The sequence below is a fragment of the Pseudomonas laurylsulfativorans genome, from assembly GCF_002906155.1.
GTDB lineage: Bacteria > Pseudomonadota > Gammaproteobacteria > Pseudomonadales > Pseudomonadaceae > Aquipseudomonas > Aquipseudomonas laurylsulfativorans.
This window is the reverse complement of sequence record NZ_MUJK01000002.1, coordinates 504,143-525,889: the sequence shown is the minus strand read 5'-3', so window position 1 is coordinate 525,889 and position 21,747 is coordinate 504,143. Positions and strand designations below refer to the sequence as shown.

General features: G+C 60.8%; 17 protein-coding genes. 12 read left to right on the top strand and 5 right to left on the bottom strand.

The window, feature by feature from the left end; translation table 11 throughout:
• Nucleotides 1-68: 68 nt before the first annotated feature.
• Complete coding sequence (tsf, locus tag B0D71_RS08725; RefSeq protein ID WP_103394423.1) at nucleotides 69-932, bottom strand: translation elongation factor Ts; 864 nt, start codon at nucleotides 930-932, stop codon at nucleotides 69-71.
• A gap of 189 nt (nucleotides 933-1,121) precedes the next feature.
• On the bottom strand, nucleotides 1,122-1,859 hold the full coding sequence (gene rpsB / locus B0D71_RS08720) for a 30S ribosomal protein S2 (RefSeq protein ID WP_003222119.1): 738 nt from the start codon (nucleotides 1,857-1,859) through the stop codon (nucleotides 1,122-1,124).
• Between the two features lie 373 nt (nucleotides 1,860-2,232).
• Here rpsB and map point away from each other — a divergent pair, with 373 nt between their 5' ends.
• The 3 genes from map (at nucleotide 2,233) to dapC (ending at nucleotide 7,128) form a co-directional block, all read left to right on the top strand.
• The gene (gene map, locus B0D71_RS08715) at nucleotides 2,233-3,015 is read left to right on the top strand and encodes a type I methionyl aminopeptidase (RefSeq protein WP_103394422.1); all 783 of its coding nucleotides are present in this window, start codon (nucleotides 2,233-2,235) and stop codon (nucleotides 3,013-3,015) included.
• Nucleotides 3,016-3,056: 41 nt separating this feature from the next.
• Nucleotides 3,057-5,759 carry a [protein-PII] uridylyltransferase gene (locus tag B0D71_RS08710; RefSeq protein WP_103394421.1) on the top strand — a complete coding sequence of 901 codons (2,703 nt, stop codon included), beginning with the start codon at nucleotides 3,057-3,059 and terminating at the stop codon, nucleotides 5,757-5,759.
• 169 nt (nucleotides 5,760-5,928) lie between these two features.
• Complete coding sequence (dapC, locus tag B0D71_RS08705; RefSeq protein ID WP_103394420.1) at nucleotides 5,929-7,128, top strand: succinyldiaminopimelate transaminase; 1,200 nt, start codon at nucleotides 5,929-5,931, stop codon at nucleotides 7,126-7,128.
• Between the two features lie 87 nt (nucleotides 7,129-7,215).
• On the opposite strand, the gene B0D71_RS08700 is transcribed toward dapC, so the two are convergent.
• Nucleotides 7,216-8,847, bottom strand: a complete 1,632-nt coding sequence (locus B0D71_RS08700) for a Na+/H+ antiporter (protein WP_103394419.1) — start codon at nucleotides 8,845-8,847, stop codon at nucleotides 7,216-7,218.
• A gap of 269 nt (nucleotides 8,848-9,116) precedes the next feature.
• Here B0D71_RS08700 and B0D71_RS08695 point away from each other — a divergent pair, with 269 nt between their 5' ends.
• The 4 genes from B0D71_RS08695 (at nucleotide 9,117) to B0D71_RS08680 (ending at nucleotide 12,300) form a co-directional block, all read left to right on the top strand.
• Nucleotides 9,117-9,479, top strand: a complete 363-nt coding sequence (locus B0D71_RS08695; protein WP_276310334.1) for an ArsC family reductase — start codon at nucleotides 9,117-9,119, stop codon at nucleotides 9,477-9,479.
• A 32-nt stretch (nucleotides 9,480-9,511) separates the two neighbouring features.
• The gene (gene dapD / locus B0D71_RS08690) at nucleotides 9,512-10,546 is read left to right on the top strand and encodes a 2,3,4,5-tetrahydropyridine-2,6-dicarboxylate N-succinyltransferase (protein WP_103394418.1); all 1,035 of its coding nucleotides are present in this window, start codon (nucleotides 9,512-9,514) and stop codon (nucleotides 10,544-10,546) included.
• A gap of 147 nt (nucleotides 10,547-10,693) precedes the next feature.
• Entirely contained in the window at nucleotides 10,694-11,899 is a 1,206-nt protein-coding gene (locus tag B0D71_RS08685) for an aminotransferase class V-fold PLP-dependent enzyme (RefSeq protein ID WP_103394417.1), read from the top strand.
• Complete coding sequence (locus tag B0D71_RS08680) at nucleotides 11,896-12,300, top strand: SufE family protein (RefSeq protein ID WP_103394416.1); 405 nt, start codon at nucleotides 11,896-11,898, stop codon at nucleotides 12,298-12,300. The genes B0D71_RS08685 and B0D71_RS08680 overlap by 4 nt, the downstream gene beginning before the upstream one ends.
• 114 nt (nucleotides 12,301-12,414) lie before the next feature.
• Here B0D71_RS08680 and tcdA read toward each other — a convergent pair whose 3' ends face one another.
• Nucleotides 12,415-13,233: a tRNA cyclic N6-threonylcarbamoyladenosine(37) synthase TcdA gene (gene tcdA, locus B0D71_RS08675; RefSeq protein WP_103394415.1), complete on the bottom strand. Its 819-nt coding sequence runs from the start codon at nucleotides 13,231-13,233 to the stop codon at nucleotides 12,415-12,417.
• A 211-nt stretch (nucleotides 13,234-13,444) separates the two neighbouring features.
• Between tcdA and B0D71_RS08670 the strand changes: the two genes are divergently transcribed.
• The 4 genes from B0D71_RS08670 (at nucleotide 13,445) to B0D71_RS08655 (ending at nucleotide 18,663) form a co-directional block, all read left to right on the top strand.
• Nucleotides 13,445-16,036 carry a glycosyltransferase gene (locus tag B0D71_RS08670; protein ID WP_103394414.1) on the top strand — a complete coding sequence of 864 codons (2,592 nt, stop codon included), beginning with the start codon at nucleotides 13,445-13,447 and terminating at the stop codon, nucleotides 16,034-16,036.
• Between the two features lie 212 nt (nucleotides 16,037-16,248).
• Nucleotides 16,249-17,400: a succinyl-diaminopimelate desuccinylase gene (gene dapE / locus B0D71_RS08665; RefSeq protein ID WP_103394413.1), complete on the top strand. Its 1,152-nt coding sequence runs from the start codon at nucleotides 16,249-16,251 to the stop codon at nucleotides 17,398-17,400.
• Nucleotides 17,400-18,209: a putative RNA methyltransferase gene (locus B0D71_RS08660; protein WP_103394412.1), complete on the top strand. Its 810-nt coding sequence runs from the start codon at nucleotides 17,400-17,402 to the stop codon at nucleotides 18,207-18,209. Before dapE ends, B0D71_RS08660 begins: the two co-directional genes overlap by 1 nt.
• 76 nt (nucleotides 18,210-18,285) lie before the next feature.
• Nucleotides 18,286-18,663 (top strand): hypothetical protein, encoded by a 378-nt coding sequence (locus tag B0D71_RS08655; protein WP_103394411.1) that lies wholly within the window; start codon nucleotides 18,286-18,288, stop codon nucleotides 18,661-18,663.
• 145 nt (nucleotides 18,664-18,808) lie between these two features.
• Here B0D71_RS08655 and B0D71_RS08650 read toward each other — a convergent pair whose 3' ends face one another.
• Nucleotides 18,809-19,018 carry a cold shock domain-containing protein gene (locus tag B0D71_RS08650; RefSeq protein WP_103394410.1) on the bottom strand — a complete coding sequence of 70 codons (210 nt, stop codon included), beginning with the start codon at nucleotides 19,016-19,018 and terminating at the stop codon, nucleotides 18,809-18,811.
• A 236-nt stretch (nucleotides 19,019-19,254) separates the two neighbouring features.
• Here B0D71_RS08650 and plsB point away from each other — a divergent pair, with 236 nt between their 5' ends.
• Nucleotides 19,255-21,747 carry a glycerol-3-phosphate 1-O-acyltransferase PlsB gene (gene plsB / locus B0D71_RS08645; RefSeq protein WP_103394409.1) on the top strand — a complete coding sequence of 831 codons (2,493 nt, stop codon included), beginning with the start codon at nucleotides 19,255-19,257 and terminating at the stop codon, nucleotides 21,745-21,747.

Sequence of the window (21,747 nt, the reverse complement as noted above, 5' to 3'; positions counted from 1 at the left end):
CCCCATCTGAAAAGAGGCTGCGCGCGTGAGCGGGCAGCCTCTTCTGGGCGACAGTTTAAAAAACCGTCTTATTGCTTGGCGGCAGCCAGCTGGGCAGCAACTTCTTCAGCGAAGTTGTCCACTGGCTTCTCGATGCCTTCGCCTACTTTGAAGTAAGTGAAGGAAACGATTTCAGCGCCAGCTTTCTTGGCCAGGGCACCCACGGTGATTTCCGGGTTCATGACGAAAGCTTGCTCGACCAGGCTGGCTTCAGCCAGGAACTTGGTGATACGACCAGCGATCATCTTCTCGACGATTTCAGCTGGCTTGCCTTTCATCTTGTCTTCGTTCAGGGTCAGGAAGACGCCCTTCTCGCGCTCGATGGCTTCTGGCGAAACCTGCGATGGCAGCAGGAACTCAGGGTTGCTTGCCGCCACGTGCATGGCGATCTCTTTGGCCAGCTGAACATCGCCGCCCTTGAGAACAACAGCAACACCGATCTTGTTACCGTGCAGGTAGGTGCCGACAACGTCACCCTCTACGCGTACAAGGCGACGAATGTTGACGTTTTCGCCAACTTTGGCCACCAGGGCTTCACGAGCGGTTTCCTGAGCGGCGATCAGCGGAGCTGCGTCGGTCAGTTTTTCGTCGAAGGCTTTTTCTACGCTGGCAGCAACGAAGTTCTTGAAGTCGTCTTGCAGGGCCAGGAAGTCGGTCTGCGAGTTGACTTCCAGCAGCACCGCTGCCTTGTCGTCAGCCTTGATGGCGATCGCGCCTTCAGCGGCAACGTTGCCGGCCTTCTTGGCAGCCTTGATAGCGCCCGAAGCACGCATGTCATCAATGGCTTTCTCGATGTCGCCGCCAGCCTTGGTCAAGGCCTTTTTGCAGTCCATCATGCCTTCGCCAGTACGCTCGCGCAGTTCTTTGACCAACGCTGCAGTAATCTCTGCCATTTCAAAATCCTCTTGGATAGGTTTTCAACCATTCCACCCGATCGAACGGGCGATCAATTCTTCCCGAACCACCCTTGTTAGCTGCCGCACGTTACAGATAGAGCGGTGGGCGCCGACAAATGGTTTTCGAGGTGGCAAAAAGGGGGCAAAGCCCCCTTTTTGCTTACTGAGTCAACGCCAGGGCGTCAATTACTCAGCTGCAGCCTGAGTTTCTTCAGCTGCGAATTCAACAGTACCGCCAGCAACGTTGTTGCGACCGCGGATAACTGCGTCAGCCATCGAACCCATGTACAGCTGGATAGCGCGGATTGCGTCATCGTTGCCTGGGATGATGTAGTCAACGCCTTCCGGGCTGCTGTTGGTATCGACTACGCCGATAACCGGGATGCCCAGCTTGTTGGCTTCGGTGATCGCGATGCGCTCGTGATCAACGTCGATAACGAACAGAGCGTCTGGCAGACCGCCCATGTCCTTGATACCACCCAGGGAACGGTCCAGCTTTTCCAGGTCACGGGAGCGCATCAGCGCTTCTTTCTTGGTCAGCTTGGCGAAAGTACCGTCTTCGGCTTGAACTTCAAGGTCACGCAGACGCTTGATGGAAGCACGGATGGTTTTGAAGTTGGTCAGCATGCCGCCCAACCAGCGGTGATCGACGTACGGCGAACCGCAACGTGCTGCTTCTTCAGCAACGATCTTGCCAGCGGAACGCTTGGTGCCGACGAACAGAATCTTGTTTTTGCCCTGGGCCAGACGCTCTACGAAAGTCAGAGCTTCGTTGAACATTGGCAGGGTTTTTTCAAGGTTGATGATGTGGATCTTGTTACGCGCACCGAAAATGTACTTGCCCATTTTCGGGTTCCAGTAACGGGTCTGGTGACCGAAGTGCACACCGGCCTTCAGCATATCGCGCATGTTGACTTGGGACATGATAGTTCCTTAATAAGTCGGGTTTGGCCTCCACGTATCCCAATGACCAACCAGCGGCATCAAGGCCTCCGGCACCCAGGTCATCGTGTCGACACGTGTGTGGATTTAGGCTTTTCGGGACATCCCCGGAAAGCGGCGCATTTTATACCACAAGGCAGGGCAAAACGGAACCCGCATTCTGAAATCCTGGCGAGCGCGTTGCTCCATCCCTTGGAATCGGCCAAGAATGCACCATTCTATATAGAGAAGCGATGCACACAGGCGCAGATTTGCGTTGATCGTCTGGTAGAATCGCTTTTTTCAGGGCCGCGAAGATCGATCGCGCAATGCCCTTTCCGTTTAGAAAGCGCCGTCGAGCGCAGAGAGAGCCTGTATGACCGTCACCCTCAAAACTCCCGAGGATATCGCCAAAATGCGTATCGCCGGCAAACTGGCCGCCGATGTGCTGGAAATGATTGCCGAACATGTCAAGCCGGGCGTTACCACCGATCAGCTGAACCAGATCTGCCACGACTACATCGTCAATGAGCAGAAAGCCATCCCTGCCCCGCTCAACTACAAGGGCTATCCAAAGTCGATCTGCACGTCGATCAACCATGTGGTCTGCCACGGCATCCCGAACGACAAGCCGCTCAAAGATGGCGACACCCTGAACATCGACGTCACCGTCATCAAGGACGGTTACCACGGCGACACCAGCCGCATGTTCCACGTCGGCACCGTGCCGGTCTGGGCCGAGCGCCTGTCCCAGGTGACCCAGGAATGCATGTACAAGGCGATCGAAATCGTCAAGCCCGGCTGCCGCTTAGGCGACATTGGTGAAATCATCCAGAAGCACGCTGAAAAGAACGGCTTCTCGGTGGTTCGTGAATTCTGCGGCCACGGTATCGGCAAGGTGTTCCACGAAGAGCCGCAAATCCTGCACTACGGCCGCGCGGGCACCGGCATGGAACTCAAGGCCGGCATGACGTTCACCATCGAGCCGATGATCAACCAGGGCCGTGCCGACACCAAGGTACTGGGCGACGGCTGGACCGCGATCACCAAGGACCGCAAGCTCTCGGCACAGTGGGAACACACCCTGCTGGTGACCGAAACCGGCTACGAGATCTTCACCCTGCGCGGCGATGACACCATCCCTCGCGTTTCGGCCTGATCCCGTTACCGTACATCGCCTATAGAAAGGAAAGCCAATCGATGCCGCAGGTGGATCCCGAACTCTTCGACCGCGGCCAGTTCCAGGCTGAACTGGCCCTGAAGGCAAGCCCGATCGCGGCCTTCAAGAAGGCGATCCGCCAGGCCCGCGAGGTGCTCGACACACGCTTTCGCAGCGGCCGCGACATTCGTCGGCTGATCGAGGATCGCGCCTGGTTCGTCGACAACATCCTGCAAAAGGCCTGGAACCAGTTCGACTGGAGTGAAGACGCCGACATCGCCCTGGTTGCAGTCGGCGGCTATGGTCGCGGCGAGCTGCACCCCTACTCCGACATCGATCTGCTGATCCTGCTGGACAGCGCCGACCACGAAGTTTTCCGCGACTCCATCGAGCGTTTTCTGACGCTATTGTGGGACATCGGCCTGGAGGTCGGTCAGAGCGTTCGGTCGGTCGACGAGTGTGCCGTCGAGGCCCGCGCCGACCTGACGGTAGTCACCAACCTGATGGAAAGCCGCACCATCGCCGGCCCCGAACATTTGCGCCAGCGCATGCTGGATGTCACCAGCACTGCGCATATGTGGCCGAGCAAGGATTTCTTCCTGGCCAAGCGTGCCGAACAAAAGGCCCGCCACCATAAGTACAACGACACCGAATACAACCTGGAACCCAACGTCAAAGGCTCGCCCGGCGGCCTGCGGGATATCCAGACGATCCTGTGGGTGGCCCGTCGCGAGTACGGCACCCTGAACCTGCGGGCGCTGGCTGGTGAAGGATTCCTGGTCGAGAGCGAAAACGCCCTGCTCGCCTCTTCCCAGGAGTTCCTGTGGAAGGTTCGCTATGCCCTGCACATGCTCGCCGGTCGTGCCGAAGACCGTTTGCTGTTCGATCACCAGCGCACCATTGCCGGGCTGCTGGGCTTCAAAGGCGACGATGCCAAGCAAGCCATCGAAAACTTCATGCAACAGTATTATCGGGTGGTGATGAGCATCGCCCAGCTCAGCGACCTGATTATCCAGCACTTCGAGGAGGTCATTCTCGCACCGGAGGACGAAGCGCCCGCGCAGCCGATCAACTCGCGCTTCCAATTGCATGACGGCTACATCGAAGCACGCAACGACAACGTGTTCCGCCGCACGCCGTTCGCCATGCTGGAAATCTTCGTGCTGATGGCCCAGCAGCCGGAAATCAAGGGCGTGCGCGCCGATACCATTCGTCTGCTGCGGGAAAACCGTCACCTGATCGATGACGATTTCCGCAACGATATTCGCAACACCAGCCTGTTTATCGAACTGTTCAAATGCAAAATCGGTATCCACCGCAACCTGCGGCGGATGAACCGTTACGGCATCCTGGGGCGTTATCTGCCCGAGTTCGGCTTTATCGTCGGGCAGATGCAGCATGACCTGTTCCACATCTATACCGTCGACGCGCACACCCTGAACCTGATCAAACACCTGCGTAAGTTGCAGTACACCCAGGTGTCGGAAAAATTCCCGCTGGCCAGCAAGCTCATGGGCAAGCTGCCCAAACCCGAGCTGATTTACATGGCCGGCCTGTACCACGACATAGGCAAAGGCCGGCATGGCGACCACTCGGACATCGGTGCCGTGGATGCCGAGGCGTTTTGCCAGCGCCATCAGTTGCCCGTGTGGGACAGCCGTCTGATCGTATGGCTGGTGCAAAACCATCTGGTGATGTCGACCACCGCCCAGCGCAAGGACTTGTCCGACCCGCAGGTAATCCACGATTTCGCGCAGATCGTCGGCGACGAAACCCGCCTCGACTATCTGTATGTACTGACCGTCGCCGACATCAATGCCACCAACCCGACGCTGTGGAACTCCTGGCGCGCCAGCCTGCTGCGCCAGCTCTACACCGAGACCAAGCGCGCCTTGCGTCGCGGCCTGGAAAACCCGGTGGACCGCGAAGAGCAGATCCGCCAGACCCAAAGCGCCGCCCTGGATATCCTGGTGCGCGGCGGCACCGACCCGGACGATGTCGAGCAACTGTGGGCGCAGCTGGGTGATGACTATTTCCTGCGCCACACTGCAGGCGACGTGGCCTGGCACAGCGATGCGATTCTCCAGCAACCGGCCGACGGCGGACCGCTGGTACTGATCAAGGAAACCACCCAACGCGAGTTTGAAGGCGGCACGCAGATCTTCATCTACGCCCCCGACCAGCACGACTTCTTTGCCGTGACCGTGGCCGCGATGGACCAGCTCAACCTGAACATCCATGACGCCCGGGTTATCACCTCCAGCAGCCAGTTCACCCTCGACACCTACATCGTGCTCGACACCGACGGCGACTCGATCGGCGATAACCCGGCGCGGGTCAAACAGATCCGCGACGGCCTGACCGAAGCCCTGCGCAACCCGGACGACTACCCGACCATCATCCAGCGCCGGGTGCCGCGCCAGCTCAAGCATTTCGCCTTTGCGCCGCAGGTGACGATCCACAACGACGCCCAGCGCCCAGTGACGGTACTGGAGCTCACGGCACCTGACCGCCCGGGCCTGCTGGCACGGATTGGCACGATTTTCCTAGAGTTCGATCTATCGCTGCAAAACGCCAAGATCGCCACCCTCGGCGAACGCGTGGAAGACGTGTTCTTCATCACCGACGCCAACAATCAGCCACTGTCCGATCCGCTGCTGTGCAGCCGCCTGCAGGATGCGATCGTCGAACAACTGAGCGTCAACCAGGAACCTGATATCAAACTGTCGCGCATCAGCATCTGACTTAACAAAATTTCCCTCTGTGGAGCCCGCCCATGTGGGAGCTGGCTTGCCAGCGATGGACTAAAAAGCGCCGCGTTTACCCTTAAAGAGCGCGTCATCGTTAACGACCATCGCTGGCAAGCCAGCTCCTACAGGGTTAGTCAGCCCCCACATCGAATGAGATCTACCGATGAACAACGCTCTGTCCCAGCTCCAGCCCTACCCGTTCGAGAAACTCCGCGCCCTGCTCGGCAGCGTCACACCCAACCCGGACAAGCGTCCGATCGCGCTGTCCATCGGCGAGCCGAAACACCGTTCACCAAGCTTTGTTGCCGAGGCCCTGGCCAACAACCTGGAAAAAATGGCTGTGTACCCGACCACCCTCGGTATCCCGGAGCTGCGTGAGGCCATCGCCGCCTGGTGCGAGCGTCGTTTCGGCGTGCCGAACGGCTGGATCGATCCGGCGCGCAACGTGCTGCCGGTCAATGGCACCCGCGAAGCGCTGTTCGCCTTCACCCAGACCGTGGTCAACCGTGGCGACGACGCCCTGGTGGTCAGCCCGAACCCGTTCTATCAGATCTACGAAGGCGCAGCGTTCCTCGCCGGGGCCAAACCGCATTACCTGCCGTGCCTGGACGAAAACGGTTTCAACCCGGATTTCGACGCCGTCTCGCCTGAGATCTGGAAACGCTGCCAAATCCTGTTCCTGTGCTCGCCAGGCAACCCGACCGGTGCATTGATTCCGGTGGAGACCCTGAAAAAACTGATCGCCCTGGCCGACGAACACGACTTCGTGATCGCGGCAGATGAGTGCTACAGCGAGCTGTACTTCGACGAGCAAACCCCGCCACCAGGCCTGCTCAGCGCTTGCGCGGAACTGGGCCGCAAGGACTTCAAACGCTGCGTGGTGTTCCACAGTCTCTCCAAGCGTTCGAACCTGCCAGGCCTGCGTTCGGGCTTTGTCGCCGGTGACGCCGACATCCTCAAGGGCTTCCTGCTCTACCGCACCTACCACGGCTGCGCGATGCCGGTTCAAACGCAACTGGCCAGCGTTGCCGCCTGGAATGACGAAGTACATGTGCGCGCCAACCGCGCACTGTATCGCGAGAAATTCGATGCGGTTCTGGAAATCCTCAGCCCAGTCATGGACGTACAGCGGCCGGATGGCAGCTTCTATCTGTGGCCGAATGTGGCCGGTGACGACGCTGCATTCTGCCGCGACCTGTTCGAACAGGAGCACGTGACCGTGGTGCCGGGTTCTTACCTGTCACGGGATGCGGATGGCGTCAACCCGGGTGCCGGGCGCGTGCGCATGGCGCTGGTTGCGCCGCTTGCCGAGTGTGTCGAAGCTGCAGAGCGCATTCGCGACTTCATTCAACGCCGCAAATAACCGCAGACCTGTAGGAGCCCGGCTTGCCGGTGATGGCAATTTGCAGGATGCCACCGCCGGCAAGCCGGGCTCCTACAAGAGCAGCAGTTATTTCACCTGACCGAGTTTCGCCTCACTCAGGTCCAGTTCCCCCAACACCTCACGCAACACGTCATCGCCAATCTGGTGATGACGGCTGAGGCTGTACAACTCCAGGCGTTGCGCCCGCAGCGCCTTCAAGCGCAAACGCCGCTCCAGCAGGTCCATCTGAAACGCCAGGGCCTGGGCTTCGGCGGAGTCGTTGAACACCTCCAGCTGATGCCGATATTCGGACATTATCCGTGCCTTGAGCTCTGCGGCCAGCGCGGACTGAGCGGCGTCCTGCGGGTTGACCTCTTCGGCCTCAAGGGCATGAATGGCCGCTTCGGCGGTTTTTCGCCAGGCATCGAGCACCTCATTGCGCCGTTTGTCGTCGGGGCTTGCTTCGACGCCCCGCAGCAAAATCGGCAACGCGATGCATGCAACGATCAGTGACAACAGGATTACCCCGGCAGCAATGAAGATAAGCAGGTCGCGCTCAGGAAACACTTCCCCGCCCATCAGCAACGGCACCGACATCACACCCGCCAGCGTCACGGCCCCGCGCACACCGCCCACGGTCAGCAACCAGCAAGATCGAGCTGTTGGCACCCGGGTCACTTCCCCCTTGCCGCGCAGGCGCCGCAGCAGCACCGACAATCGCCAGATGCTCTGCACCCAGACGAAGCGCAAGGCCAGCAGCACCAGGAAAATCGCCACCACGTCCAGCCCGCGATACAGCAACGTCGGCCATAGCGAGGTTTCGTGACTGGCCACGGCCTTGATGATGTCCGGCAACTGCAGGCCCAAGAGCAGGAAGATCAAGCCGTTGAAGGCGAACTCCAGCAATGACCAGACGCTGCGATTGAGCAGGCGCGTGTTGGTCTGGCGCGGCAGCAGATCCAGCCAGCTCTGCATCATCCCCGCCGCCACCGCCGAAAGGATGCCCGACACTTCCATGCGCTCGGCCAGCACATAGGCCGCAAACGGCAGCAGCAACATGAACACCACGTGCGTCGCCGGATCATCCCAGCCGCGGGCAATCATCCACGCCCGCAGACGGCCGACCAGCCAGCTCAACGCCACCCCCACTGCCAGGCCGCCCACGGCGACCAGCACAAACGTCACGCTGGCATTGGCCAGCGAAAACACGCCGGTCACCGCCGCCACCAGTGCAAACTTGAACGTCACCAGACCCGAGGCATCGTTCATCAGCGCCTCGCCCTGCAAGATGTGCATTAAAGGCGTGGGCAGCCTATTGCGGGAGATGGCCGACACCGCCACCGCATCCGTCGGCGACAGCACGGCCGCCAAGGCAAACGCCACCGGCAACGGCACACCGGGCAGCAGCCAATGAATGAAATACCCGGCGCCGACCACGGTAAACAACACCAGCCCCACCGCCAGGGTCAGGATCGGGCCACGCAGGTGCCAGAATTCGCGCTTGGGCATGCGCCAGCCGTCGGAGAACAACAGCGGCGGCAGGAACAGAAACAGGAACAACTCGGGATCCAGGGCCACATGCAAACCCAGCGTCGGCCACGCCAACAATGCCCCAGCGGCGATTTGCACCAGCGGCAACGGCAACGGAATCACCCGTCCGATCAGGCGCGAAACGCCGACCAGCATCAACAGGATCAGGACGGTGTAAGCGGTTTGCATAAAACGTGGTTCCCGGACAGTCGACACCATTGAAGTGCCATATTAGCCGCTTAGACTACCGCTGGCCCTTGCACCTATGTCGCACCCAGGCCGCGATAATCCTTGTGGGAGCGAGCTTGTTCGCGATGGCGTCAGGCCAGTCAACATTGATTTCGACTGCCATGCCCTCATCGCGAGCAAGCTCGCTCCCACAGGTTTGCGTTTTAACTCCATGCCCATGGCATAATCCGTCACCTTTTATTTACGGCACCTGCAAAGGGGGCAATTCCTTGACCGTTTCAAGCAAAACGTTGCACCTTTTCGGCATCAAAGCCTGCGACACCATGAAAAAGGCGCGCACCTGGCTCGATGAACACGCTGTCAGCTATGACTTTCATGATTACAAAGCGGTCGGTATCGACCGTGAACACCTGACCCAATGGTGCAACGAGCACGGCTGGGAAGTGGTGTTGAACCGTGCAGGCACGACCTTTCGCAAGCTCGACGACGAACGCAAAGCCGATCTCGACCAGTCGAAAGCCATCGAACTGATGCTCGCACACCCCTCGATGATCAAGCGCCCGGTGCTCGATCTCGGTGACCGAACCCTGATTGGCTTCAAGCCAGATATCTACGCGGCCGCGCTCAAGTAAGCAGCCCGTTCCATTTTGTTAGAGGTATCAACATGTCTACTACCCTGTTCAGCCTGGCCTTCGGCGTCGGCACTCAAAACCGTCAAGGCGCATGGCTGGAAGTGTTCTACGCCGCCCCGGTACTCAAGCCATCGGCTGAAGTCGTCGCCGCTATCGCCCCGATCCTGGGCTACACCGAAGGCAATCAGGCCATCGCGTTCAGCACTGCCCAGGCCTCGCAACTGGCCGAAGCCCTCAAAGGCGTCGACGCTGCCCAGGCTGCCCTGCTGACCCGCCTGGCCGAAAGCCACAAGCCACTGGTTGCCACCCTGTTGGCCGAAGACGCCCAGCTGTCGTCCACCCCTGAGGCTTACCTCAAGCTGCACCTGCTGAGCCATCGCCTGGTCAAGCCGCACGGCCTGAACCTGGCCGGGATCTTCCCGCTGCTGCCGAACGTGGCCTGGACCAGCCAGGGCGCTGTCGACCTGAGCGAACTGGCCGAACTGCAACTCGAAGCCCGGCTGCGCGGCGATCTGCTGGAAGTGTTCTCGGTGGACAAGTTCCCGAAAATGACCGACTACGTGGTACCGGCCGGCGTACGTATCGCTGACGCTGCGCGTCTGCGCCTGGGCGCCTACGTGGGCGAAGGCACCACCGTGATGCACGAAGGTTTCATCAACTTCAACGCCGGCACCGAAGGCCCGGGCATGATCGAAGGTCGCGTCTCCGCTGGCGTATTCGTCGGCAAGGGTTCGGACCTGGGCGGCGGTTGCTCGACCATGGGCACCCTGTCGGGTGGCGGCAACATCGTGATCAAGGTCGGCGAAGGCTGCCTGATCGGCGCCAACGCCGGCATCGGTATCCCGCTGGGCGACCGCAACACCGTCGAGTCGGGCCTGTACGTGACCGCCGGCACCAAAGTCGCGCTGCTGGATGAAAACAATCAGCTGGTCAAAGTGGTCAAGGCCCGTGAACTGGCCGGCCAGCCGGACCTGCTGTTCCGTCGCAATTCGGAAACCGGTGCCGTGGAATGCAAATCCCACAAATCGGCCATCGAACTGAACGAAGCGCTGCACGCTCACAACTAAGCCACACGACCACCCGCACCTCTGTAGGAGCGAGCTTGCTCGCGATGGACGTCAACGATAACGCGCGGCATCAGACAGCCCGTGTCGTCCACGCGTCCATCGCGAGCAAGCTCGCTCCTACAGGGGGCAGGCGTACAGGCGAACACCATGATGATTCTCTCCCCCTGGCGCGCCGATTTCCCGGCCATCGCCGCCCTGCAACGGCAAGGCCAGACCTATCTGGACAACGCTGCCACCACGCAAAAACCTCAAGCCCTGCTGGACGCCCTGGCGCATTACTACACCAACGGCGCGGCCAACGTGCATCGGGCACAGCATTTGCCCGGCGCCCACGCCACCCAGGCGTTCGAGGACAGCCGTCGCAAAGCCGCGCAATGGCTCAATGCCGGCGATTGCGGCCAGATCATCTTTACCCACGGCGCGACGTCCGCGCTGAATCTGCTGGCCTACGGCCTGGAACATCTTTTCAATCCAGGCGATGAGATTGTCATCAGCGCCCTGGAACACCACGCCAACCTGCTGCCGTGGCAGCAACTGGCGCACCGCCGCGACCTGAAACTGGTGATCCTGCCGCTGGATGCCGACGGCGTGATCGACCTTGAAGCCGCGACCGGCTTGATCGGCTCGCGCACACGCCTGTTGGCCGTCAGCCAGTTGTCCAACGTAATTGGCGCGTGGCAACCGCTGCCCGAACTGCTGGCACTGGCCAAGGCGCACAACGCCCTGACCGTAGTCGACGGCGCCCAGGGCGTGGTCCATGGCCGCCACGACGTGCAAGCATTGGGCTGCGATTTCTATGTGTTCTCCAGCCACAAGCTCTATGGTCCCGATGGCCTGGGCGTGCTGTTCGGGCGCAATACCGCGCTGCAACAGCTGCGTCCCTGGCAGTTCGGCGGTGAGATGGTGCTGGATGCCAACTATCACGACGCACGCTTTCGCCCGGCACCGCTGGGTTTCGAGGCTGGGACGCCGCCGGTTTCCAGTGTGATCGGCCTGGGAGCGACTCTGGATTACCTCGCAGGACTTGAACAGAACGCCGTGTCCGCCCATGAAGCGGCACTGCATGCCTGCCTGCTCAAGGGTCTTGAAGCGCGCAATGGCATTTGCCTGCTGGGTAAGCCGCAACTGGCACTGGCCAGTTTCACCGTCGAAGGTGTGCATAACGCTGACCTGGCGCATTTGCTGACCGAACAAGGCATCGCGGTGCGTGCTGGCCATCACTGCGCCATGCCGCTGCTTAAACGCTTTGAACTGGCCGGAGCGATTCGGGTGTCGTTGGCGCTATACAACGATTCCGAAGACCTGGAGCGATTCTTTGAAGCCCTGGATCAGGCGCTGGAGCTTTTGCGATGAACCTGCCAGCCGATGCCGTGACAGCACTCGAGACCTTTCAGAAAGCGGCAGGCTGGGAACAACGCGCACGCCTGCTGATGCAATGGGGCGAGCGCCTGCCCGCGTTGAGCGACACGCAAATGTGCGACGCCAACCGGGTACACGGCTGTGAAAGCCAGGTGTGGCTGGTGGGCGAACTGCGCGATGGTCATTGGCAGTTCAGCGCCAACAGCGATGCGCGGTTGATTCGCGGCTTGGTGGCGTTGCTGCTGGCACGGGTCAACGGGTTGTCGGCGGCCGAGTTGCAGCAGGTGGATTTGCCGGACTGGTTCAATCAACTGGGGCTGGGACGGCAGTTGTCCGAGTCCCGCAGTAATGGCTTGAATGCGGTGCTTCAGCGGATGCGGGAGCTGGCTGCCTGACTTTGTGGATGCGTGAAATGTCCTTGTAGGAGCCGGCTTGCTGGCGATCCATGCACCGGGGTGTATCAGGATCGCCGCCATCGCTGGCAAGCCAGCTCCTACAAGGATTGTGTTTCAAGCCTCAGGCTTGACCCGCTCCGCCGGCCGCCGAACACCCGCCACAATCTTGTCCACAGCCTTGGTCGCCGCGACCATGCCGAAGGTTGCCGTCACCATCATCACCGCGCCAAACCCGCCGGCGCAGTCCAGCTTCACCCCATCACCGACAAAACTCTTCTGCAGACAAATGCTGCCGTCCGGTTTCGGGTAGCGCAGTTGCTCGGTGGAAAACACGCACGGCACGCTGTAATGGCGGGTCACGGTACGTGAGAAGCCATAGTCGCGACGCAGCGTGGAACGCACTTTCGACGCCAGCGGGTCATTGAACGTGCGATTCAGGTCACAGACCTGGATCAACGTCGGGTCAATCTGACCGCCCGCGCCGCCGGTGGTGATGATCTGGATCTTGCGACGCTTGCACCAGGCAATCAGCGCCGCTTTGGCGTTGACGCTATCGATGCAGTCGATCACACAGTCGATGTTCGGCGTGATGTACTCGGCCATGGTGTCGCGGGTGACGAAGTCCGGCACCGCGTGCACCGTGCAGTCTGGGTTGATCCCGCGCAGACGCTCGGCCATCACCTCGACCTTGGGCTTGCCCACCGTGCTGTCCAGCGCGTGCAACTGGCGGTTGGCGTTGCTGACGCAGACGTCGTCCAGGTCGAACAACGAAATTTCGCCCACGCCACAGCGGGCCATGGCTTCCGCCGCCCAGGAACCGACACCACCGACGCCGACGATCGCCACATGAGCCGCGCGCAGACGCTCAAGGCCTTCGATGCCATACAAACGGGCGATGCCAGCAAACCGCGGATCTTCTGTACTCATGACCATTACCCCAAAAACCGGCGCGCATTATGGGCTACATAACGACAAGTTTTAAGCTTCAAGCTGCAAGTGTAAGAACTTATGTGAAAGTTAACTGCCCAATGTCTGGCAATTCCCTGTCCGCTGTACGACAAGAGAATGCCCGGTGTAGGATGCGCGCCCCTTGGCGACCGCCAACCGTTCCTTCGTTCCACAGTCTTTGGAACCCGAAATAGCTATGTCATCGCGTAAATTTGGACTCAACCTGGTCGTGGTGCTCGCCATCGCAGCCTTGTTTACCGGCTTCTGGGCGCTGATCAACCGCCCGGTCACCGCCCCCAACTGGCCTGAACAGATCTCCGGTTTCTCGTACTCGCCATTCCAGCAGGGCCAGTTCCCGCAGAAAGACCAGTACCCGACCGACGATCAAATGCGTCGCGACCTGGAGATCATGAGCAAGCTGACGGACAACATCCGCATCTACTCGGTCGATGGCACCCTGCAAGACATCCCGAAACTCGCGGAAGAGTTCGGCTTGCGGGTGACCCTGGGGATCTGGATCAGCCCGGACCAGGAACGCAACGAACGGGAAATTACCCGCGCCATTGAAATCGCCAACTCCTCGCGTAGCGTGGTTCGTGTGGTAGTCGGCAACGAGGCGATCTTCCGCAAGGAGATTACCGCCGCCGAACTCAGCGTGATGCTCGACCGCGTGCGTGCCGCCGTCAAAGTACCGGTCACCACGTCCGAACAATGGCACGTATGGGAAGAACACCCGGAACTGGCCAAGCACGTCGATCTGATCGCCGCCCACGTCCTGCCTTACTGGGAATTCATTCCGGTGGACAAGGCTCAGCAGTTCGTCCTCGATCGCGCCCGCGACCTGAAAAAGATGTTCCCGAAAAAGCCGCTGCTGCTGTCCGAGGTGGGCTGGCCGAGCAACGGCCGCATGCGCGGTGGCGCCGATGCCTCCCCGGCGGACCAGGCGATCTACCTGCGAACCCTGGTCAACAAGCTCAACCGCCAGGGCTTCAACTACTTCGTGATCGAAGCGTTTGACCAGCCGTGGAAAGCCAGTGACGAAGGTTCCGTCGGCGCCTACTGGGGCGTGTTCAACGCCGCGCGCCAGCAGAAGTTCAACTTCGAAGGCCCGGTGGTGGCGATTCCGCAGTGGCGCGTATTGGCTATTGGTTCGGTGGTATTGGCGCTGTTGTCGCTGACCCTGCTGATGATCGACGGCTCGGCCCTGCGCCAGCGTGGCCGTACCTTCCTGACCTTCGTTGCGTTCCTGTGCGGCTCGGTGCTGGTGTGGATCGGTTACGACTACAGCCAGCAATACAGCACCTGGTTCAGCCTGACGGTGGGCTTCTTGCTCGCCCTCGGTGCGCTCGGGGTGTTTATCGTGCTACTGACCGAAGCCCATGAACTGGCCGAAGCGGTGTGGGTGCACAAGCGCCGGCGCGAGTTCCTCCCGGTAGAAGGCGACTCCAGCTACCGCCCGAAAGTGTCGATTCACGTGCCTTGCTACAACGAGCCGCCCGAGATGGTCAAACAGACCCTCAACGCCCTGGCCAACCTCGACTATCCGGACTTCGAAGTCCTGATCATCGACAACAACACCAAGGACCCGGCGGTCTGGGAACCGGTGCGCGATTACTGTGAAACCCTCGGCCCGCGCTTCAAGTTCTTCCACGTGGCACCGCTGGCCGGCTTCAAGGGCGGCGCGCTGAACTACCTGATTCCGCACACCGCCAAGGATGCCGAAGTCATTGCCGTGATCGACTCGGACTACTGCGTCGACCGCAACTGGCTCAAGCACATGGTGCCGCACTTCGCCGACCCGAAAATCGCCGTGGTGCAGTCGCCGCAGGATTACCGCGACCAGAATGAAAGCACCTTCAAGAAGCTCTGCTACGCGGAATACAAAGGTTTCTTCCACATCGGCATGGTGACCCGCAACGACCGTGACGCGATCATCCAGCACGGCACCATGACCATGACCCGTCGCTCGGTGCTCGAGGAGCTGGGCTGGGCCGACTGGTGCATCTGTGAGGACGCCGAACTGGGCCTGCGGGTATTCGAGAAAGGCCTGTCGGCGGCGTATTACCACACCAGCTATGGCAAGGGCCTGATGCCCGATACCTTTATCGACTTCAAGAAACAGCGTTTCCGCTGGGCCTACGGGGCGATTCAGATCATCAAGCGCCACACCGCCAGCCTGCTGCGCGGCAAGGACACCGAACTGACCCGTGGCCAGCGTTACCACTTCCTCGCGGGCTGGTTGCCGTGGGTGGCGGACGGCATGAACATCTTCTTCACCGTCGGCGCACTGTTGTGGTCGGCTGCGATGATCATCGTGCCGCAACGGGTCGATCCGCCGCTGCTGATCTTCGCAATCCCGCCACTGGCGCTGTTCGTGTTCAAGGTCGCCAAGATCATCTTCCTCTACCGCCGTGCGGTCGGGGTCAATCTGAAGGATGCCTTCTGCGCGGCACTGGCCGGTCTGGCGTTGTCCCACACCATCGCCAAAGCGGTGCTGTACGGCTTCTTCACCAGCAGCATTCCGTTCTTCCGTACACCGAAAAACGCCGACAACCACGGCTTCTGGGTGGCAATTTCGGAAGCCCGGGAAGAGATGTTCATCATGCTGCTGTTGTGGGGCGCGGCCTTGGGGATCTACCTGGTGAACGGCCTGCCGAGCAACGACATGCGCTTCTGGGTCACCATGCTGCTGGTCCAGTCGCTGCCGTACGTCGCGGCGCTGATCATGGCGTTCCTGTCGTCGCTGCCGAAACCGTCTGTCGAGACTGAAACGGCACCAGCGGTCTAAATCTCTGCGGATGCACTAAACGGCGGCCAATGGTCGCCGTTTTGCTTTAAGATAACCGCCATTTTGCGGGGCCTTGGCCCTAATGGCCTGACCCAATACCTGTGGGAGCGAGCCTGCTCGCGATGAGGCCGTCACATTCAACCTTTAGGGTGACAGTGACATCGCTTTCGCGAGCAGGCTCGCTCCCACATCAAGAACTTCCGGAGTTTTCCATGACGGCCCACGCCGACCTTTCGCCGACCCTCCAACTCGCCATCGACCTGATCCGCCGCCCGTCCGTGACGCCGATCGACGCCGATTGCCAGAAGCAGATGATGCAGCGCCTGGGCGATGCCGGTTTCACCCTGGAACCGATGCGCATCGAAGATGTGGATAACTTCTGGGCCACCCACGGCCAGGACGATGGTCCGGTGCTGTGCTTCGCCGGCCACACCGACGTGGTTCCGACCGGCCCGGTGACGGCCTGGCAGATCGAACCGTTCAACGCGCTGATCGACGAACACGGCATGCTCTGCGGTCGTGGCGCCGCCGACATGAAAGGCAGCCTCGCCGCCATGACCGTCGCCTCCGAGCGCTTCGTCGCCGACTACCCGAACCACAAAGGCAAAGTCGCGTTCCTGATCACCAGTGATGAAGAAGGCCCGGCGCACCACGGCACCAAGGCCGTGGTCGAACGCCTGGCCGCGCGCAAGGAACGCCTGGACTGGTGCATCGTCGGCGAACCGTCGAGCACCACCCTGGTGGGTGACGTGGTCAAGAATGGTCGTCGTGGCTCCCTCGGCGCCAAGCTGACAGTGCGCGGCGTGCAAGGCCACGTGGCCTACCCGCACCTGGCGAAGAACCCGATCCACCTCGCCGCCCCGGCCTTGGCCGAACTGGCTGCCGAGCATTGGGACCACGGCAACGATTTCTTCCCGCCGACCAGCTTCCAGATCTCCAACGTCAATTCCGGCACCGGTGCGACCAACGTGATCCCGGGTGACCTGGTGGCGGTGTTCAACTTCCGCTTCTCCACCGAGTCCACCGTCGAAGGCCTGCAAAAGCGCGTCGCCGACATCCTCGACAAGCATGGCCTGGACTGGCACGTCGACTGGGCGCTGTCCGGCCTGCCGTTTCTGACCGAACCTGGCGCGCTGCTGGACGCTGTGTCGTCGAGCATCAAGGACATCACCGGCCGTGAAACCAAAGCCTCCACGAGTGGTGGCACCTCCGACGGCCGCTTCATCGCGACCATGGGCACCCAAGTGGTTGAGCTGGGCCCGGTCAACGCGACCATCCACCAGGTCAACGAGCGCGTGCTGGCAGCCGACCTCGATGTGCTGACCGAGATCTACTACCAGACCCTGATCAAGTTGCTCGCCTGATGCTGGCGTGTCCGATCTGCAGTGAGCCGCTCAATGCGGTGGACAACGGTGTGGTCTGCCCCGCCGGGCATCGGTTCGACCGTGCGCGTCAGGGGTATTTGAACCTGTTGCCGGTGCAGCACAAGAACAGTCGCGATCCTGGGGATAACCAGGCCATGGTCGAGGCTCGCCGCGACTTCCTCAATGCCGGGCACTACGCCCCGGTGGCCAAGCGACTGGCGGAGCTGGCGGCGGGTTACGCACCGGCTCGCTGGGTCGATATCGGTTGTGGCGAGGGTTACTACACGGCGCAAATCGCCGAAGCCCTGCCGGATGCCGATGGTTATGCCCTGGACATCTCCCGGGAAGCGGTCAAACGTGCCTGCAAGCGCAACCCGAAGCTCACCTGGTTGATCGCCAGCATGGCGCGGGTGCCGTTGGCTTCCGGCAGTTGCCAGTTCCTGGCGAGCGTATTCAGCCCGCTGGACTGGGAAGAAGCCAAGCGCCTGCTCAGTGTTGGCGGCGGCCTGATGAAAGTCGGGCCGACCAGCGGCCACCTGATGGAATTGCGTGAGCGGCTGTACAACGAAGTGCGCGAGTACATTGACGACAAGCATCTGGACCTGGTGCCGGAAGGCATGGCACTGGCGCACAGCGAGACGCTGACGTTCAAGCTGACGCTGGACAAGCCGCAGGACCGCGCCAACCTGCTGGCGATGACGCCCCACGGCTGGCGTGCCAGTGCCGAGCGTCGTGCGGCGGTTATCGAACAGGCCGAGCCGTTCGAGACCACCGTGTCAATGCGCTACGATTATTTCGTTCTTCAATAACCTTTTGGTCTCGGGCGAGTGCCCAAGACCGGCTAAATCCGCGAATGGATTTTTCAGACCCGCAGTGAGGACATCCATGCGCCAACCGGATATCGAGATTTACCTGAAAGACGCCGACGTCGACCACAAGGCCGTTTCCGCCTGGCTCGGTGCGGCATTGGGTCCGTGCACGGATTGGGTCCAGAAGGGCCAGACCTACAAGTGCAAGGCCGGCAATGTGCCAGTGACCTGGCTGCCAAAAGCCGTCGGCAAGTGGAACAGCCTGTACCTGGAAAGCGACCAGACCCCATGGGACGACGACATCGCCTGCGCCCGCGCCGCATTTGCCGCGCTGAACGTGGAAGTACGCTGCGCACCGGGTAGCTGGGTCGAGGAAGAAGGCGAGGAAACGGCAGACCGCTGGATTCGCATCAGCGCCGATGGTGAAGAAGAAATCACCTGGAAGACCGCTTAAAACCTGAACCACCTCCTGTAGGAGCGAGCTTGCTCGCGATGGTCGTCAACGACAACGCGCCTATTCAGGGAAAACGCGGCGTCATTGAGTTCTTCGCGAGCAAGCTCGCTCCTACAGGTTTTTTTGGGTGATCTGAAGATCCGCTTTACAGACCCACCACATCCTCAGCCTGCAACCCCTTCTGCCCTTCCACCACCGCGTATTCAACCTGCTGGCCCTCGATCAGCGAGCGATGCCCTTCGCCGCGAATCGCACGGTAATGCACGAACACGTCCACCCCGTCCTCGCGCTGAATGAAGCCGTAGCCTTTGGCGTCGTTGAACCACTTCACGTTGCCGGTTTCGCGTGTTGCCATTTGTTCATACTCCCTTTTTATTATTGATCGGGCTTTTCGCAGGAAAGCCTCGGGAACGTCTATCTGCGTGCGACGTCCCTATAAGGGCACCGACAGCAGACGGCCGAGTATATGACAGACGTTAAAACTCTCAACAGGAGATTACTTCGGCGCTTTTTTGCCGATTTTAAGCGAATCCGGCACACTATCGGCCTCCCGAGCAAACGCTCGGTTTTACTCACTCACGCAGAAGCCGTATGACCCGTTCCCCGTTCCGCCGTCTTGTGTTTGGCACCCTGCGCCGACTGTTGTACCTCTGGGTTCGCTCGGAGACGATCAACCAGTCGTCGTTCACCCTTGACCTCGACCGCAGTCGTCCGGTGTTCTACGTCCTGCAAAACCCTTCGCTAACCGATCTCGCCGTGGTCGACACCGAATGCAGCAAGGCCGGCCTGCCACGCCCGGTGCTGCCGGTTTCGGTGGGCAACCTGCTGGAGCCAGCTGCGTTCTTCTACCTGACACCGGACCCGGACTGGCTCGGCCGCCAGGACAAGCGCGGCGCGCCGCCGACCTTGACCCGACTGGTCAGCGCCCTGAGCCAGAACGCCGCCGAAGATGCACAGATCATCCCGGTCAGCGTGTTCTGGGGCCAGTCGCCGGACAGCGAAAACAGCCCGTGGAAACTCCTGTTCGCCGACAGTTGGGCGGTGACCGGACGTCTGCGTCGCCTGCTAAGCATCATCGTGCTGGGGCGCAAGACCCGCGTGCAGTTCTCCGCGCCGATCCACCTGCGCGAACTGATCGACCATAACAAGGGGCACGAGCGCACCGTGCGCATGGCTCAACGCATCCTGCGGGTGCACTTTCGCAACCTGAAGGCCGCAGTCATCGGCCCGGACATTTCCCACCGACGCAACCTGGTCAAAGGCCTGTTGAACCAGCCGATGGTCAAGCAAGCGATCCTCGACGAAGCCGAGCGCGAGAACATCTCCCCGGAAAAAGCCAAGGCCCAGGCCCTGCGCTATGGCAACGAAATCGCCTCGGACTACACCTACACGGCGATCCGTTTTATGGAAGTGGTGCTGAGCTGGTTCTGGAACAAGATCTACGACGGCATCAAGGTGAACCACATCGAAGGCGTGCAGAAGGTCGCCCAGGGTCACGAAGTGATCTACGTGCCGTGCCACCGCAGCCACATCGACTATCTGCTGCTGTCCTACCTGCTGTTCCGCAACGGCCTGACCCCGCCGCACATCGCCGCAGGCATCAACCTGAACATGCCAGTGATCGGCGGCCTGCTGCGTCGCGGCGGTGCCTTCTTCATGCGCCGCACGTTCAAGGGCAACCCGCTGTACACCTCGGTGTTCAACGAATACCTGCACACACTGTTCACCAAGGGCTTCCCGGTGGAGTACTTCGTCGAGGGTGGCCGTTCGCGCACCGGGCGCATGCTGCAACCGAAGACCGGGATGCTGGCGATCACCCTGCGCAGCTTCCTGCGCTCATCGCGTATGCCCATCGTGTTCGTGCCGGTGTACATCGGCTACGAGCGCGTACTGGAAGGTCGAACGTATCTGGGCGAGTTGCGCGGTGCAGCCAAGAAGAAAGAGTCGATCTTCGATATTTTCAAAGTCATTGGCGCACTCAAGCAGCGCTTCGGCCAGGTGGCGGTGAACTTCGGCGAGCCAATCAAGCTGGCGGAATTCCTCGACAGCGAGCAGCCCGACTGGCGCAAACAGGAACTCGGCCCGCAGTTCAGACCGGCCTGGCTCAACGAAACCACCAACCGCCTCGGCGAGAAGGTTGCACAGCACCTGAACGAAGCGGCGGCGATCAACCCGGTGAACCTGGTGGCGTTGGCATTGCTCTCCACCAGCCGATTGGCACTCGATGATCGCGCCATGGCGCGGGTGCTCGACCTGTACCTGGCGCTGCTGCGCAAGGTGCCGTACTCGCCGCACACCACCCTTCCGGAGGGTGACGGCCGCGCGTTGATCGAGCACGTGAAGGACATGGACCTGCTGTCCGAGCAGAGCGATGCGTTGGGTAAGATTCTCTATCTGGACGAGCAGAACGCCGTCCTGATGACCTACTACCGCAACAACGTATTGCACATCTTCGCCCTGCCGGCACTGCTGGCGAGCTTCTTCCAAAGCGCATCGCGCATGAGCCGCGAACAGATACAGCGCTACACCCGCGCGCTGTATCCGTACCTGCAAGCGGAGCTGTTCATTCGCTGGTCGCTGGACGAACTGGATGCGGTGATCGATCAATGGCTGGAGGCATTCGTCGAGCAAGGCCTGCTGCGTTTCGAGAACGATGTGTACCTGCGCCCGGCGCCAAGCTCACGGCATTTCGTGTTGCTGACCCTGCTGTCGAAAAGCATCGCCCAGACGTTGCAGCGCTTCTACATGACCGTGTCCCTGCTGCTCAACAGTGGCCAGAACAGCATCAGCGCCGAAGAACTGGAAGACCTGTGCACCGTCATGGCCCAGCGCCTGTCGATCCTGCATGGCCTGAATGCCCCGGAATTCTTCGACAAGAGCCTGTTCCGTCACTTTATCCAGACCCTGCTCGACCTCGAAGTGCTCAAGCGCGACGAAGCGGGCAAGTTGAGCTATCACGAACTGCTCGGCGAACTGGCCGAAGGCGCGGCCAAGCGGGTGTTGCCGGCGGAGATTCGTTTGTCGATCAGGCAGGTGGCGTTGCATCGAAGTGAAGATGCGGCGGAGTTGGTCACGCCGGCCTGA